The sequence below is a fragment of the Bacteroides sp. RCH18 genome, assembly GCF_058231005.1.
Genome location: NZ_JBIPTC010000002.1, coordinates 155,705 through 171,591, shown reverse-complemented (window position 1 = coordinate 171,591; position 15,887 = coordinate 155,705). Strand labels below are relative to the sequence as shown.

The 15,887-nt window shown below is 46.6% G+C and carries 13 protein-coding genes; 4 read left to right on the top strand and 9 right to left on the bottom strand.

Annotation, left to right across the window (positions count from 1 at the left end; all coding sequences use genetic code 11):
* Position 1: 1 nt before the first annotated feature.
* The 5 genes from ACHLI0_RS15975 to folP form a co-directional block, all read right to left on the bottom strand.
* Complete coding sequence (locus tag ACHLI0_RS15975) at positions 2-562, bottom strand: LemA family protein (RefSeq protein WP_055220530.1); 561 nt, start codon at positions 560-562, stop codon at positions 2-4.
* Positions 563-855: 293 nt separating this feature from the next.
* Complete coding sequence (locus ACHLI0_RS15970) at positions 856-2,175, bottom strand: TldD/PmbA family protein (protein WP_022472075.1); 1,320 nt, start codon at positions 2,173-2,175, stop codon at positions 856-858.
* A gap of 31 nt (positions 2,176-2,206) precedes the next feature.
* The gene (locus ACHLI0_RS15965) at positions 2,207-3,748 is read right to left on the bottom strand and encodes a TldD/PmbA family protein (RefSeq protein WP_264383185.1); all 1,542 of its coding nucleotides are present in this window, start codon (positions 3,746-3,748) and stop codon (positions 2,207-2,209) included.
* Between the two features lie 18 nt (positions 3,749-3,766).
* Entirely contained in the window at positions 3,767-4,531 is a 765-nt protein-coding gene (gene cdaA / locus ACHLI0_RS15960) for a diadenylate cyclase CdaA (protein ID WP_008762592.1), read from the bottom strand.
* A 74-nt stretch (positions 4,532-4,605) separates the two neighbouring features.
* Positions 4,606-5,469: a dihydropteroate synthase gene (gene folP / locus ACHLI0_RS15955; RefSeq protein ID WP_151209963.1), complete on the bottom strand. Its 864-nt coding sequence runs from the start codon at positions 5,467-5,469 to the stop codon at positions 4,606-4,608.
* 127 nt (positions 5,470-5,596) lie between these two features.
* Here folP and ACHLI0_RS15950 point away from each other — a divergent pair, with 127 nt between their 5' ends.
* A complete protein-coding gene (locus ACHLI0_RS15950) occupies positions 5,597-7,612 on the top strand; it encodes a tetratricopeptide repeat-containing sensor histidine kinase (protein ID WP_490749651.1) in 2,016 nt (671 codons plus the stop codon).
* A 74-nt stretch (positions 7,613-7,686) separates the two neighbouring features.
* On the top strand, positions 7,687-8,985 hold the full coding sequence (locus ACHLI0_RS15945) for a UDP-N-acetylmuramoyl-tripeptide--D-alanyl-D-alanine ligase (RefSeq protein ID WP_490749650.1): 1,299 nt from the start codon (positions 7,687-7,689) through the stop codon (positions 8,983-8,985).
* A gap of 326 nt (positions 8,986-9,311) precedes the next feature.
* Here the strand turns inward: ACHLI0_RS15945 and ACHLI0_RS15940 are convergent, their stop codons facing one another.
* Complete coding sequence (locus ACHLI0_RS15940; protein ID WP_008762588.1) at positions 9,312-9,704, bottom strand: VanZ family protein; 393 nt, start codon at positions 9,702-9,704, stop codon at positions 9,312-9,314.
* A 103-nt stretch (positions 9,705-9,807) separates the two neighbouring features.
* On the opposite strand from ACHLI0_RS15940, the gene ACHLI0_RS15935 reads away from it, so the two are divergent.
* The gene (locus tag ACHLI0_RS15935) at positions 9,808-11,178 is read left to right on the top strand and encodes a sodium-dependent transporter (RefSeq protein WP_008762587.1); all 1,371 of its coding nucleotides are present in this window, start codon (positions 9,808-9,810) and stop codon (positions 11,176-11,178) included.
* Entirely contained in the window at positions 11,178-12,107 is a 930-nt protein-coding gene (locus ACHLI0_RS15930) for a ComEA family DNA-binding protein (RefSeq protein WP_490749649.1), read from the top strand. Before ACHLI0_RS15935 ends, ACHLI0_RS15930 begins: the two co-directional genes overlap by 1 nt.
* Positions 12,108-12,309: 202 nt before the next feature.
* Here the strand turns inward: ACHLI0_RS15930 and ACHLI0_RS15925 are convergent, their stop codons facing one another.
* Genes ACHLI0_RS15925 through ACHLI0_RS15915 form a run of 3 tightly spaced genes read right to left on the bottom strand, consistent with a single transcriptional unit; the run spans position 12,310 to position 15,827 of the window.
* On the bottom strand, positions 12,310-12,966 hold the full coding sequence (locus tag ACHLI0_RS15925) for an ABC transporter ATP-binding protein (protein ID WP_008762585.1): 657 nt from the start codon (positions 12,964-12,966) through the stop codon (positions 12,310-12,312).
* 9 nt (positions 12,967-12,975) lie between these two features.
* Positions 12,976-13,692, bottom strand: a complete 717-nt coding sequence (locus tag ACHLI0_RS15920; protein WP_349089461.1) for a tRNA threonylcarbamoyladenosine dehydratase — start codon at positions 13,690-13,692, stop codon at positions 12,976-12,978.
* Positions 13,692-15,827 carry a cation:proton antiporter domain-containing protein gene (locus ACHLI0_RS15915; protein WP_008762583.1) on the bottom strand — a complete coding sequence of 712 codons (2,136 nt, stop codon included), beginning with the start codon at positions 15,825-15,827 and terminating at the stop codon, positions 13,692-13,694. The genes ACHLI0_RS15920 and ACHLI0_RS15915 overlap by 1 nt, the downstream gene beginning before the upstream one ends.
* Positions 15,828-15,887 lie beyond the last annotated feature (60 nt).

Sequence of the window (15,887 nt, the reverse complement as noted above, 5' to 3'; positions counted from 1 at the left end):
ATTATCTGAGAAGTTCGGCGACATTTACATTCTGTTGTTCCGGTTCGGGGATATCAATCAGTTCTTCCTGCCGGTGACCTTGCTGACGGGCAACAACGGAAGAAGGAAACATCTCGATGGTATTATTGTAGTCTGTTACTGCCGCATTATAGGTACGCCGGATGGCTTGCAGTTGCAGTTCCATGCCCTCAATGCTGTTTTGTAGGCGATGGAATTGTTCATTTGCTTTCAGTTCAGGGTAATTCTCGACCGACAACTGTAATTTTGATAACAGGCCGGACAGCTCATTACCATTTTTTATTTGTTCGGCTTCCTGTGAAGGTGGGAAAGAATGTGAACGAAGTTCCGTGATGCGGGTAAGAATTTCATTTTCATGCCCCATATATGACTTAACGGCGGCCACCAAATTAGGTATCATGTCATTCCGCTGCTTTAATGCCACGCAAATACCGCTACGACATTGCTTCACCCTGTTTCGCTTAGCTATCAAATTGTTGACTGCCCAGATATACCAAAGTGCGATTAACAGTATAAGTCCCGATCCAAAATATATAATTCCCATGCTTTTACTTTTGTGTGTATATCAGTTTTCAATAGTTATATCGTAGCTATTAAGACACAGGCAAAAGTAAACAGCATCCCACAAATTTGCAAACAAAGAGGGGGTATAAATACAAGTAAGCAAAAATCAGATAATATGTTAATTAATAAAGCATTAGTTAGGCAGAAGACGGGGTATAACAGGGTATATTTATAAAATTCAAGGGGTAGTATTATAGTAATGGTCAGAAGATGATACCCATTTTATGTCCATCATCTCCTGACCATTACTTAAGTCTGTTCAAAGCCAGTGTCCTACAATCCGCTGAAATCGACTCCCTCAAATACCAGTGAAGGGATTCGCCAGGAAGAGTTCAGACGCGGGTCGTTTCCGGTTGCAACCAACGAGTTCCACAAGGTAATCAGGTTACCGGTAACATTCATTTCAGATACCGGCTGCGTCAGTTTTCCGTTCTCGATCAGGAAGCCTTCGATACCATAAGAGAAATCTCCGGTCGAACTGTTGTTGTTACCACCATTAAAGCCCGTAACGAGGATACCTTTTTCCACTCCGGCAATCAGTCCATCCAAATTCTTATCTCCCGTTTCCATGACCAAAATAGATGAACCGCTGATAGTCGGATCGACTCCCATCTTCTTAGCATTGTAGGTATCAATGAAATAGGTATTCAGTACTCCCTTGTCAAAGATGGAGCGACGTTCCGTAGCAATACCTTCGTTGTCGAAGTAGCGGGCGCCGGAGGCTTTCACCAAATGAGGTTCGTCCGTCAGAGTCAGCCGGTCACTAGCTATCTTTTCATTCAATTTATTTAATAAGAATGAGTTTTTCTGTTGCAAAGCCGAGCCGTTCAGCGCACTCATCATCGGACTTAGCAAACGGCTGGAATTCATCGGATCGACCACCATCGTATATTTGCCGGACTGTACTTTCTTTTGTCCCAGTTTGCGTAATACACGTTCCAGCGCTTTCTGACCGATTCCTTTCTTAATCAGATCGTTCATATAAAGCGACGACTCATACCAATAAGCAGAAGGACGCGCCTCGCCTTCCCCTCTGATCGTGATGTCGGCAGAAAGTGAGTACCACGTACTTTTTGTTTCTCCTTCGAAACCGTTGCTGATCAGGCGGTAAGCAAAGTCCTCGCCATCGCCATAGGAAGAGCCGACGGAGATGATCCGTTCATCCTTGCCTAGTGCTTCTTCCGCTACGGCTTTCGCCATCTCTATTTTATCGTCCGGATTTAAGGATGCGAACTTGGCATCATATAGTTTCAAATCCGGTTTTCCACCTTTATAGTAACGGGAAGGGTCTGCCAATACACGCGCCTCATCTTTAGCCAGATAGCGTGTAGAGTCTATTCCGTTTTTGATAAATGTTTCGAGTTCTTTCCGGTTCAAGCGGTTGGTAGAGATACTACCGTAACGTCCGTCCACATACAGGGAAAGGCTTAATCCGCCTTCCGATGCCTGTTGCAATCTGTCCATCTTCGCGTCGCGCAGTTCGAAAGAAGTGTTCGAAGAAGAGTATAAAAGGACTTTTGCTGCCTGGCAGCCATTCTTCAAGGCGTAGTCCATCGCCCACTGTGCCAGTTTCTTATTTTCGTCTGTAATCATAGGTTCGTCTTTTTAAAGTAAGCATTTACTTCTAGTTCTCTCCACCGACAGTCAGTTTGCTAACCAAGGCTGAAGGCATACCGCAAGTCACCGGACAGGATTGTCCGTCTTTTCCGCAAGTCCATGTACCGTTGTCGATCTTCGCGTTGGTAGCTACCATCGTGATATCCGCCAAAGCTTTCGGACCGTTACCGATAATATTAATGTCCTTGATCGGTTGCGTCAGTTTACCGTCTTCGATCATGTAGCCCGACTTCACAAAGAATGTAAAGTCTCCGGCGCCGATCTGTACCTGACCGTTCGTAAAGTTATCTACAAAGATTCCCTTCTTTACAGAAGAAATGATATCCGATTCACTCACATTTCCGGCTTCCATATATGTAGCACGCATACGGGGTATCGGCATATTGCGGAACGATTCGCGACGTCCGTTGCCGGTTGGTTCCACTCCGTAGTGCTTTGCACTGATACGGTCGTGCAGATAACTAGTCAGTACTCCGTCTTTAATCAGATAAGTTTTCTGTCCTTCGGCACCTTCATCGTCGAAGTTCACCGAACCCCGATTGAACGGAATCGTACCGTCATCCACCACGTTGATATGTTCGTTGCAGACTTTCTTATTCAGCTGATCGGCAAATATGGAAACATTCTTCCGGTTAAAGTCCGCCTCAAAAGTATGTCCGATAGCCTCGTGAAGCAAGATGCCCGATCCTCCGGCACCCATGACGACAGGCATTTCACCGCCTTTGGGTTTGATAGCCTTGAACAGAAGAGAAGTCTGGTCTACCGCTTCGCGGGCAATTACGTCCACTACCTCGTCCGACAGGAAATCGAATCCTCTGCGGTAAGCACGGGCAGCGTAGCCGTTCTCCGTCTTTCCGTCTTCTTCCATGATGCACACTGCCCCCAGCGTCACCATCGGACGGTAATCGTAGAACATCACTCCCTCCGAGTTGCAGAAGAAGATATGCGAAGTGGTATCGCTCTGACTTGCCTGTACTTTATGTACCCGTTTGTCCAAGGCGAAAATCCGATCGTTCAGTTTTTGCAGATAAGGCATCTTATCTTTCAGGCTGACTTCCTCCCACGGGGAAGCAACGGTATAGTAGTTCTTCTTCAGTTCCTTTTCGGTGAGATTCAGCGGTTTGTTGCCTTTGTTGGCAGAAGCGATGCGAGCGGCAGTACGGGCAGCTTTCAGCATATCCTCCACAGTAATATTCTCCACGTAGGCATAGCCACTCTGGTCTCCAATCAGTACACGGACTCCGACTCCATAGTCAATATTCGAATAGCTGTTGTTCACTTCACCATCCATCAGGCGGATGCTGTTGGATATCGTGTGTTCAAAGAAAAGGTCGGCATAATCGCCTCCTTTCTCCAATGCTGCGGCAAGCACCTTCTTCAAGTCTGCCTCGCTTACTCCGAAATGATTCATAGCCAAAGCAACTGCTGCTTTCTTGTCAGCTCCTTTGCCACCCAATGCACCCGGGGTAGTCAGAGCCATAGCAGAACCTGTCGCCAATGATCCGAGTAGAGCTATACCTCCGGTTTTTAGAAAATTTCGTCTGTCCATGTTCACTTATATTTAGTTTCAGTTTTCCTTTGTCAGCAGACTTTCCAGTTCTTCGGCATTCAGACGGAGATAGAATTGTCCGCGATAAGCTACAGAAATAGCTCCTGTCTCTTCGGAGACGATGATAGCATGCGCATCCGATTTCTGCGAGATGCCCATAGCCGCACGGTGACGCAAGCCCAGTTCTTTCGGGATGTTCAAGTCGTGAGAGACGGGCAGGATACAGCCTGCGGCTTTGATCCGCTTTTTGCTGATAACCATTGCTCCGTCGTGCAGAGGACTGTTCTTGAAAAATATATTCTCAATCAAGCGCTGGCTGATGGCCGCATCTATAATTTCTCCTGTACGGACCACTTCATCCAGCGGAGTGGTATGCTCGATTACGATCAACGCGCCTACTTTCTGCTTTCCCATGCTCAGGCAAGCCATTACCACCGGCATGATGTCGTCATGTTTCAAGGCTTCTTTCCTCGCCCCGCTAAAAAAATGTGCCAGCGCACTGACGTGACGATGGGAGCCCAGCGTCAAGAGGAAGCGACGAATCTCATCCTGAAAAAGGACAATCAAAGCAATCACACCCACATTCATCAAGGTATCGAATATGGAGCCCAGCAGTTTCATCTCCAGAATCTGAGTGACCACCAGCCAGATCAGGATAAAAACCAGAATGCCGGTAAAAACCTTGATAGAACCGGAGGCCTTCATCAGTTTGTAGGTGTAGTACAACAGAAGGGCGACCAGCAGTACATCGATAAAATCTTTTATGCCAACGTCAAAAAACACGGTACTTATTACTTATTACAAGTTATTAATTCACAAACGACAAGAGAGTATCACCAACGGATAATGCCATTCTATCATTTGCCATATTCACTCTCAGTTCTCAGTTTATCCACAATCCGGACGGCTTCCACCGCTTCGCGCACGTCATGCACCCGAAGAATGTTCGCTCCTTTCATTAACGCAACGGTATCCAGTACGGTTGTTCCATTCAATGAATCCTGCGGAGTTCCTCCCAATAGTTTATAAATCATTGATTTTCGGGAAACGCCGACTAACAGCGGAAGTTCGAAGATGCTGAACTCTTCCAGGTGAGCCATCAGCTCATAGTTATGCTCCAGGGTCTTTCCAAAACCAAAACCCGGATCGAGTATAATGTCTTTCAAGCCCAAGTCACGAAGTTGTTGCACTTTGCGGGCAAAGTACATGAACACTTCCTTCATCAGATTGTCATAATGGGGTTCTTTCTGCATATTTTGGGGAGTTCCCTGCATGTGCATCATGATATAAGGTACTCCCAGGCGGGCTACAGTCTCAAACATCCGGTGGTCCATCTCACCGGCAGCGATATCATTGACGATAGCCACGCCATACTCCGTCACACACTGTTCGGCTACATCCGCCCGGAAAGTATCGACCGAAACGATAGCATCCGGATGGTTCCGGTTTACGATCTCCAGTCCGGTACGTAAGCGGTTCATTTCTTCTTCGGCAGTGATGTGTTCGGCGTTCGGACGCGAGGAATAAGCTCCGATATCAATGATAGAGGCCCCTTCATCGATGATCTGCCGTGCCCTCGCTGCAATTTCCTCCTGCGTCTGCATCCGGCTGCCGGAATAAAAAGAATCGGGTGTCACATTGAGAATACCCATCACTTGCGGAGTGGCAAGATCGAGCAGACGTCCTTTCACATTTATATAAGTTGGAGAGATCAATTTCATTCTTGATTATATTCCAGTTAGACTGTTGCAAATGTAGATAAAAAAAGCAAGTATTCGTATTAAAATTAGGAAATAAACGTATATTTGCAATCAATAGCAATCAATAGAACTACCGAAAACGAATGCCATGAGCCGATTGTCCCGAATTATCTTAGGATACCTTGTCTCTTTTTTGTTCATCGTTATTCCTGCAAAAGCCCAGAAAGAAGCTGAAGTTTATAACGTTGATTCTTCTTTGTATGCCTACTATCAGCGTTGCCAGGAACATTTGCTGGAACCGGTCGTGCTGAGTATGTCCGATACGCTGTTCCGTATGGCTACCGGGCAAAACGACCAGCGTATGCAGGCAGTAGCTCTCTCCACCCGGCTGGACTATTATTATTACCAGGCCAATAACGAAGACAGCATCGTTTTTTATACTAATAAGGTAAAACAATTCGCAAAAGAGATACAGCAATCCAAGTACTACTATTTCGCCTGGGCCAACCGGCTGATTCTATATTACCTGAAAACCGGAAGAAGCAACATCGCCCTCTATGAAGCCGAAAAAGTGCTGAAAGAGGCACAAGCCAAGGACAACAAGACCGGGCTCATGTACTGCTACAACATCATGTCGCAGATTTACACAATCAAGAACTTTGATGTCATGGCGTCTGAATGGCGCGTGAAAGAAATCGAACTGACCGAAAAATACAAATTAGAAAACTATAACATCAGTAATACTTACGCCCAACTTGCCAATTACTACACTATGCATCATCAGTCGGAACTGGCACTGGAAGCACTGGAAAAAGCAGTTAAAACAGCCAACTCCGCCAGTCATAAAATACTGGCAAAGCTGACATATGTAGAGTATTACAGTGAATTCGGCGATTTTCCGGCAGCTGAAAAGATACTGAAAGAATGCAGGGAACTGTTCGATCAGGACAAAAGACTGGACTCACTCAAAAAAAGGTTTTACCGCACAGAGGCTTTCTACTACCAGCGCAGCAAACAGTTCGCCAAAGCATTGGAAGCTGCCGAAAAGCAGAAAGCTGAAGAACAACGGCTGAATGAGTACGCCATGAGCAGCGAACAATACCGCCTCAAAGGAGAAATCTACAGACAGATGGGCAGGCCGGATGAAGCGGTGAAGTTTCTGAAAAAGTATATTGAAGCAGACGATTCTTTGAAAATAGCCAATGAACAACTGGCGAGCAGTGAATTTGCCACGCTGCTAAATGTAGAAAAGCTCAATACAGAGAAAAAGGAATTAATGCTCCGGACAAAAGAAAAGGAGTTGAGCAATAAAACGACGCTGATTTTTTCATTGATCATCCTGTTGGCCATCCTCTTCCTGTTCTTATATCGGGAAAGCCGTCTGAACCGGAAGCTGAAGGCATCGGAAAGTGAATTAAGAAATAAGAACGAAGAACTGACTTATTCGAGAGAAGAACTGCGCAAAGCCAGAGATCAGGCAGAAGCGACCAGCCAGATGAAAACGACTTTTATTCAGAGTATGTCTCACGAAATACGGACACCGCTCAATTCGATCATAGGCTTCTCACAAGTATTAAGTGACCACTACGGCAATGAGGAAACGAAAGAATTCGTCAACATCATCAAAGCCAACACGGACGATCTGCTTCGACTCGTGACCGATGTGCTCGCATTATCGGAGCTCGACCAATATAACAAGCTCCCTACAAATATCCAAACGGACATCAATATGATCTGCCAGCTATCTATCGAAGTAGCTAAAATGCAGAAACAAGATACAGTCGAATTCCTTTTCAAACCGGAAAGGGAGAAACTAATCATACTCAGCAATCCGGAACGCATTTCGCAGTTACTTGCCAATCTGGCACACAATGCGATCAAGTTCACGACTCATGGCAGCATCGAACTGACTTATTCGGTATTGGAAGCAGAAAATAAACTCGAGATCAGCGTTACCGACACCGGTATAGGAATCCCTAAGGAGAAACAGGAAAAAGTATTCGAACGCTTCTACAAAATGAACTCCTTCTCACAGGGCACGGGCCTCGGACTGTCGATCAGCCGGACGATTGCCGAAAAGTTAGGAGGCAGCCTCCACATCGATTCATCCTATACGGACGGGTGCCGGATGGTGCTGACTCTTCCTCTGGTATATGTTGAGTAAAAAACGCTTCCGACCGATACCAAATCCGAAAGAATAGCCTATCTTTGCAACATTTAAAAATAAAAGCTCAGGCTATGAAACTTTCTGCTCTTTACCAGATATTTCTGGATTGCCAATTAGTGACGACCGATAGTCGGAACTGTCCGGAAGGGTCACTGTTTATCGCTCTGAAAGGCGAATCATTCAATGGAAACGCTTTTGCCGGAAAAGCATTGGAAACCGGTTGCGCCTATGCTGTCATCGACGAACCCGAATACGCGATTGAAGGCGATCAACGATATATACTCGTAGACGACTGCCTGCAAACATTGCAGCAGCTTGCCAATTACCATCGCCGCCAGCTGGGTACACGAGTAATCGGTATCACTGGTACCAACGGCAAGACGACTACGAAGGAACTGATCTCCGCCGTACTCTCTCAGAGCCACAACATTCTTTATACGCTAGGTAATCTGAACAACCACATCGGCGTGCCCTCTACCCTGCTCCGCCTGAAAGCGGAACACGACCTTGCCGTCATCGAGATGGGCGCCAATCATCCGGGAGAAATCAAATTCCTCAGTGAAATTGTAGAGCCGGACTGCGGTATCATCACCAATGTAGGCAAAGCCCATCTGGAAGGCTTCGGTTCTTTCGAAGGTGTGATAAAAACCAAAGGAGAACTTTATGAATTTCTCCGTAAGAAAGAAGGTTCTACCGTCTTTATCCATCACGACAATGCTTATCTGATGAACATTGCCGAAGGACTGAACCTGATCCCTTACGGCACCGAAGATGACCTTTACGTAAACGGACGAATCACCGGCAACTCCCCTTATCTCACTTTCGAATGGAAAGCGGGCAAGGATGGTAAATCCTATCAGGTTCAGACGCAACTGATCGGAGAATACAACTTCCCCAATGCACTGGCTGCCATCACCATCGGTCGCTTCTTCGGAGTGGAAGATGTAAAGATCAACGAAGCCTTAGCCGGATATACACCGCAGAACAATCGCTCGCAACTAAAGAAAACGGACGATAACACACTGATCATCGACGCATACAACGCCAATCCGACCAGTATGATGGCTGCCTTACAGAACTTCCGCAACATGGAAGTTCCTCACAAAATGCTCATCCTTGGTGATATGCGCGAACTGGGTGCCGAAAGTGCTGCCGAACATCAGAAGATAGCAGACTACCTCAAAGAATGCGTGTTCGAAAAAGTATGGCTGGTAGGAGATCAGTTTGCAGTAGCAGAGCACTCCTTCCAAACCTATCCCAACGTACAGGAAGTAATAAAGAAACTGGAAGCCGACAAGCCGAAAGGATACACTATCCTGATCAAAGGGTCCAACGGAATTAAGCTTAGTTCGGTTGTAGATTATCTATAATATCGCTGTTAATTTCTCAAAGTATTTGCTTTGAGAAAAAATACACCTACCACTCTGACTTTTGGCCAAGGGTTGACTAAAAAGTCGGTAGTATCTCCAATTCCCCTCTCTTCGGGAAGGAGGGGTGGCTGAAAGCCGGGGTGGTAGGTAAAACAAGGTTATCTCTAATTTACTATGAATGAAAGAATTATGTATTCACCTACCACCTCCCCCTACGGGTACTCCTCCTTCCCGAAGGAGGAGATTTAAGATACTACCGACTTTTTAGTTAGCCCCAATTTAGTTACTTTTGACGCATCCTTATGATTATGCATTACTACAGTCTTCTATTCCCTTCTCATCATTCGCGGACGAACCACATAATAAGCCACTAAACTGGCAAGGATGGCCCCCACCGAGTTGGCGGCAAAGTCCAGCCAGTCTCCTCCCCGATAAGTCGTGCAATATTCTTGCAGCAATTCCACACAGCCGCTGAACAGTATGGGACAGAGGAATGCCCCCACCCATGCGTGCCATAACGGTGCGTCATCACGGCGATGTGCCCGCAGGAATTCCAGCCATAACATACCTGACATACCGAAGTACATACAGATGTGAACTAATTTATCTAAGTTAGGGATTTCATTCAAGTCCGTTTTAGGAGGTTTGAAGAAAGACAGATAAATCACAGTTAAGATGATAAAAAGTGAAATAGGATATTTCTTAATATAAGATAGCATATCTAAATAAAATTACAATTTCGGTACAAATATAACTATCATTTTCTATATTTGCATTTTAATACGTACATTTTATAACGATTTGTAAGACAAAACAAGATTTATGACGAAAATTGATAGAGCGAACTTCGGGAGTAAATTAGGCGTAATACTTGCTTCCGCCGGCTCGGCAGTAGGATTGGGAAACATCTGGAGATTTCCCTATGAAACGGGTAATCACGGTGGCGCAGCCTTTATACTGATCTATTTAGGATGCGTTTTTCTTTTGGGACTTCCCATTTTGATTGCCGAATTCCTGATCGGACGCCGTTCGAGGGCAAATACAGCGGGAGCCTATCAGAAATTAGCTCCCGGCACGCATTGGCGCTGGGTGGGACGCATGGGAGTCCTCGCAGCTTTTCTGATTCTCAGCTATTATTCCGTAGTGGCAGGATGGACGCTGGAGTATGTGTATGAAGCTCTTACGAACGGCTTTACGGGCAAGACTCCTACAGAATTCATCTCTTCCTTCCAGCAGTTCTCCAGCAGTCCGTGGCGACCGGTCTTGTGGTTGGTTCTGTTTCTGTTGGTTACTCATTTTATTATTGTCAAAGGCGTGGAGAAAGGTATCGAGAAATCTTCCAAGATCATGATGCCGACTCTGTTCATTATTATATTGATACTTGTAATCTGTTCGGTTACCCTGCCGGGAGCGGGTGCGGGTATCGAGTTTCTGCTGAAACCGGATTTCAGCAAGGTGGACGGAAATGTATTTCTGAGTGCGATGGGACAGGCTTTCTTCTCCCTTAGCCTGGGGATGGGATGTCTCTGCACCTACGCTTCTTATTTCAGCAAAGAAACCAATCTGACCAAGACAGCATTCAGCGTAGGGATTATAGATACGTTTGTGGCAGTATTAGCTGGCTTCATTATCTTTCCGGCCGCATTCTCCGTAGGCATACAACCGGATGCGGGTCCGAGCCTTATCTTTATCACACTGCCCAATGTATTCCAGCAGGCATTCAGCGGAGTACCGATATTGGCCTATATCTTCTCCGTCATGTTTTACGTATTACTTGCCATGGCAGCACTGACTTCCACCATTTCCCTGCACGAAGTGGTCACCGCTTATCTGCACGAAGAATTCAACTTCACACGCGGCAAGGCAGCCAGACTGGTGACCGGAGGATGTATCTTCTTAGGTATCCTTTGTTCATTGTCGCTCGGAGTGATGAAAGGATTCACCATCTTCGGATTGGGAATCTTTGACTTATTCGACTTTGTCACGGCTAAGATCATGCTGACACTCGGCGGTCTGTGCATTTCCATCTTTACCGGATGGTATCTCGACAAGAAAATCGTCTGGTCAGAGATTACCAATGACGGTTCGCTGAAAGTTCCCGTATACAAACTGATCATCTTTATATTAAGATATATTGCACCGATTGCCATCTCTCTGATCTTTATCAATGAGTTGGGACTTATCAAACTATAATGTGGAAAGACTTTTTTTATTTTACTAAAACCGAACGACAAGGCATTATCGTCCTTGTCGTTCTTGTTATAGGGGTATACACAATCCCCGCACTCTTGCAGGCTTTCTCCGGACCGGAGAAAACCGACCCGGCTGAACAGGCGAAATCCGAAAAGGAATATAATGAATTTATCTCTTCCATAAAAGAAACAAAGCAGGACAAGAAATATCCGGTTTTCAGAGACAGGTATTTATCGCCCACCTATCCGAAAAAAGAAATCAGACCGGCAGCGTTCGATCCGAATACCGCTGACTCCGCCACTTTCCTCAGCCTCGGCTTGCCTCCCTGGATGGCGGGCAATATTCTGCGATACCGCAGAAAGCAAGGCAGATTCCGACGTCCGGAAGACTTTCGGAAGATATACGGGCTGACGGAAGAACAATACCGGACTCTTCAACCGTATATACGCATTGCCGAAACACCGGTTCTTCAAGATACCAGCCGGATATTAGTAGTACAAGCGACCGCACCATATGATACTTTAATGAAATACCCGCCGGGCACTATCATCGACCTTAATCAGGCGGATACCACCGAACTTAAAAAGATTCCGGGGATCGGAAGCCGGATCGCCCGATCGATTGTAAACCGTCGCTGGTTATTGGGAGGATTCTATCAGATAGAGCAGTTAGGAGAGATTCGGCTAAAAGCGGAAAAGCTCCGTTCGTGGTTCTCCGTGGATGCCGGAAAGATTCACCGGATCAACATCAATAAGGCAAGTGTAGAGCGAATGATGCATCATCCGTACATCAGCTATTATCAAGCCAAGATCATCGCAGAGTACCGGAAGAAAAAGGGGAAAGTAAGAGACTTGAAACAACTGATGCTTTACGAAGAATTCACACCCGCAGATTTTGAACGAATGGCGCCTTATGTTTGTTACGACTAAAATCGTATTTGTTGTGATATATAAAAAAAGATGCATTCCTATCACACCAGACAAGAATGCATCACACACAAACAAAACAAACACTCTACTGACATCTTCACAGACTTACGTAGAGAAGCGACTATAAATATATAGCTAAAAGATTGAACTCACACAATCTTCTAGTGATTTGGTATCCATTTTTAGAAGTTTGGTTTCCTTATTAATCTTTTTTAATTGTGCCATCCACCATATGTACCGTTCTATCGGTGATTTTGGCCAGTCCTTCATCATGGGTAACGATGACGAAAGTCTGTCCCAACCGGTCCCTCAGGTCGAAGAACAATTGGTGTAAATCTTCTTTATTATGTGTATCGAGACTTCCGGAAGGTTCGTCCGCAAGGATGACTGCCGGATGGTTAATCAAGGCACGTGCTACGGCCACCCGTTGCTTCTCTCCTCCCGACAGTTCGTTCGGCTTATGGGAAGCACGGTCGGTGAGTCCCATGAAAGCCAGTATCTCCATAGCACGTTCGTTTGCTTCCTTAGACGATACTCCAGCGATAAATGCGGGGATCATCACATTCTCCAACGCGGTAAACTCCGGCAGAAGCTGATGAAACTGAAACACAAAACCGATATTCTTATTGCGGAAAGCGGACAGTTCTTTCTCCTTCATCCGGCTGACTACCGTTCCGTCAATCGCCACCGTGCCCGCATCCGGTTCGTCAAGCGTTCCCATGATCTGTAAGAGAGTCGTTTTTCCGGCTCCGCTAGGTCCTACGATACTGACGATCTCACCTTTATTGATTTCCAGGTCAATGCCTTTCAGCACCTGCAAAGAACCAAAACTCTTGGTTATTCCTTCTAATTTTATCATAATAGCTTCTTAGATTCGTTTAATGACATATTCCGCCAGATAGCAGCCGAAGACTGCCGGCATATAGCTGACCGTTCCGCAGGTCGATTTCTTATTCCGTTCGTCATCCGTGAGCAATACCGCTTTCGGGTCCGCCTGTTCGGTACTGAATACGACGGGAAGTTTACGCTTTACTCCCATTTTCTGCAAACGCTTCCGCACCGCTTTGCTGAGTCCGCAGTGATAGGTATCCCAAAGGTCGGCAAAGCGAATCTGCGTAATATCGCTCTTCGCGCCTGCGCCCATGCTGGAAACAATCTTTATATGACGCTTCATCGCTTCATAGATCAGAAAGCATTTGGGGCTGATCGTATCGATGGCATCCACTATGAAGTCAAACTTAGCGGAGTCCAACAGTTCGGGGATGTTCTCGTCTTTCAGATAGACGGGTAAAACGGTCAGTTCAATATCCGGATTGATGTCTTTGTAGCGTGCCGCCAACACTTCCGCTTTCGGCATCCCCAGGGTGGAGTGCATGGCAGGAAGCTGACGGTTTATATTGGTAGGCTGCACAGTATCCGCGTCTACAATCGTCATCCTGCCTACCCCAGCCCGGCAAAGCATTTCGGCAGCATACGCCCCCACGCCTCCCAGCCCGACAACCAATACATGCGAAGCACGGATGCGCTTCATTTTCTCTTCTCCCAACAGGAGTTCTGTCCGTTGTTGCCAGTTATTTTCTTCCATCAGCTTTTCTTAAACCATTTATAAAACCATTTGCCCACCTTTTCATAATGCTGCGATTCGTTGTAACCACGCGGGTCGGAGAAAGACACAATCTCCTGCGGATCGCCGAACTGGTCGGGGTACAGGATAATCAGACTGTTGTTGGAGAAATACTTGCTCAGCTGTGCCGGCAGACGTTCAAAGGACGGATCATACGAGATAGAACCCCGACGGGCAGAGATGACAACGAATAAATGATCGTAGTTCACCTGTCCGGTCAGCAGCAGAAGATCACCCCACTCTTCGAGCAGAGAAAATTCGGTCGGGGTACCGCTGAATTTCTTCTTCACCAGTTGTTGCAGACGCATCAGTGTACGTTCATTGGCAAAGAAGTGCACACGGCAGCCGAGAATGCTTCCCATCCGGCAGAAATGCTCTACCCATTTGGAAAAACCGGTTTCAAATTCGGCTTTGGGCGGAACGGCGATGATGATGCGGCGGAGCGTATTGACCGGCATCAGGAATTTGGCTATCATCACTTCGCGGTGAGTACCTTTCAGCAGGCTTTCGGCAAGGTTGCCAAAGAAGGAATCGACAATGTTCGCCTTGCGGTGCAGACCGATCACTACATCCGTAGCCTCGTATTCCTTAATCGTATGTATAATTCCCGAAGCAATGTTCAGATCGTAGCGGCTCACCATCGTCACCGGTACATCGGCGGCGGCGGCAATCATAGCGGCTTTTTCGAGATTCCGCTTGCCTTGCAGTTCCTTATTCTCCGAGCTGTTATTGTCATTAATCACATTCAGGGCAATCATGCCATTCTTCTGCTTGGCATCCTTGATCACCAGGGCGAGATTCACCAGGTTCTCAATCGTTTCCGGATTTGCTACCGGAATCAGAATCTGCTCCATCGCTTTCTTCGCTCCCTTATCTTCGGGCTGCGCATCTTCGTTCAGTGCAAACCGGCGGGCGGAACGTTCCGTTACCAGCGAACTGATAACACAGGTGAAAAGGATCATCACGACCGTACCGTTCAGTACGTCATCATTGAGCAGACGCTCTCCGTTTTCCATGATAATTTCATGCCCGATCAGCACCGCTGCCAGCGTAGCCGCCGCCTGTGCATTACTGAGTCCGAAGATCATGCTGCGTTCATTGGGCTGCATACGGTAAATCTTTTGTGTGATCCATGCGGCAAGCCATTTGCTGAAAGTAGCTACCACTGTCATGACTACTGCCACTTTCAATGCTTCGCCCCCCGTAAACAGGCTTCTGACATCGATAATCATACCGACACCGATCAGGAAGTAAGGAATGAACAAGGCATTTCCTACAAATTCCAGACGGTTCATCAGCGGAGAGACATGAGGAATCAAGCGGTTCAGGACCAATCCGGCAAGGAAAGCTCCCAAAATTCCTTCCATTCCTACAAACTCCATCAGTCCGCCTCCGAGGAAGACCATCGCCAGCACGAACACGAACTGCATCACGCTGTCGTCATACTTCCGGAAAAACCAGCGGCCGATGCGGGGGAAAAAGAAGATGATAAGGAAACCAAGGAAGGCTACTTTCGCAACGAGGAACACCCAGAACAGACCATCGACAGTACCTTTAAACATTCCGCCAATGACGGCAAGGATGATAAGAGCAAGAGTAACCGTAATGGCCGTACCACCGATAGTAATATTGACACTGCGCAGACGGGACAATCCGTAACGGCTGATAATAGGATAAGCAATCAAAGTGTGAGAAGCATACATACTGGCGAGCAGCACTGCGGTAAGGAAACCGTATCCCAGCATGCTCATACTGCTCCATATACCCAGCGCCATAGGTATCAGGAAGGTAAGCAAGCCGAAAACGACACTTTTCATCCGGTTTTTCTTGAAGTCCTCCATGTCCATTTCGAGCCCGGCAAGGAACATGATATAGTAAAGCCCCACTTTACCAAACAGTTCGAAGCTGCTGTCACGGTCGAGCACATGGAATCCGTGTTCGCCGATCAGCACACCGGCCAGAATCATACCGATAATATGAGGTATATGAAGGCGCCCCAGAATCATCGGAGCAAAGAGAATGATAATTAGCACCAGAAAAAACACCCAAGTCGGATCGGTTATCGGTAACGCTAAATTGAATTCAAACAGGTTCATAGGTCCGTGGTTTTAGGATTTCAATGCAAAGGAACAAAAAAGTTCGCATACCTCCAATTC

Coding starts and splice junctions, on each gene's coding strand:
- ACHLI0_RS15975 (WP_055220530.1), bottom strand. CDS start 562: ATGGGAATTATATATTTTGGATCGGGACTTATACTGTTAATCGCACTT.
- ACHLI0_RS15970 (WP_022472075.1), bottom strand. CDS start 2,175: ATGATTACAGACGAAAATAAGAAACTGGCACAGTGGGCGATGGACTAC.
- ACHLI0_RS15965 (WP_264383185.1), bottom strand. CDS start 3,748: ATGGACAGACGAAATTTTCTAAAAACCGGAGGTATAGCTCTACTCGGA.
- folP (WP_151209963.1), bottom strand. CDS start 5,469: ATGAAATTGATCTCTCCAACTTATATAAATGTGAAAGGACGTCTGCTC.
- ACHLI0_RS15950 (WP_490749651.1), top strand. CDS start 5,597: ATGAGCCGATTGTCCCGAATTATCTTAGGATACCTTGTCTCTTTTTTG.
- ACHLI0_RS15945 (WP_490749650.1), top strand. CDS start 7,687: ATGAAACTTTCTGCTCTTTACCAGATATTTCTGGATTGCCAATTAGTG.
- ACHLI0_RS15940 (WP_008762588.1), bottom strand. CDS start 9,704: ATGCTATCTTATATTAAGAAATATCCTATTTCACTTTTTATCATCTTA.
- ACHLI0_RS15935 (WP_008762587.1), top strand. CDS start 9,808: ATGACGAAAATTGATAGAGCGAACTTCGGGAGTAAATTAGGCGTAATA.
- ACHLI0_RS15930 (WP_490749649.1), top strand. CDS start 11,178: ATGTGGAAAGACTTTTTTTATTTTACTAAAACCGAACGACAAGGCATT.
- ACHLI0_RS15925 (WP_008762585.1), bottom strand. CDS start 12,966: ATGATAAAATTAGAAGGAATAACCAAGAGTTTTGGTTCTTTGCAGGTG.
- ACHLI0_RS15920 (WP_349089461.1), bottom strand. CDS start 13,692: ATGGAAGAAAATAACTGGCAACAACGGACAGAACTCCTGTTGGGAGAA.
- ACHLI0_RS15915 (WP_008762583.1), bottom strand. CDS start 15,827: ATGAACCTGTTTGAATTCAATTTAGCGTTACCGATAACCGATCCGACT.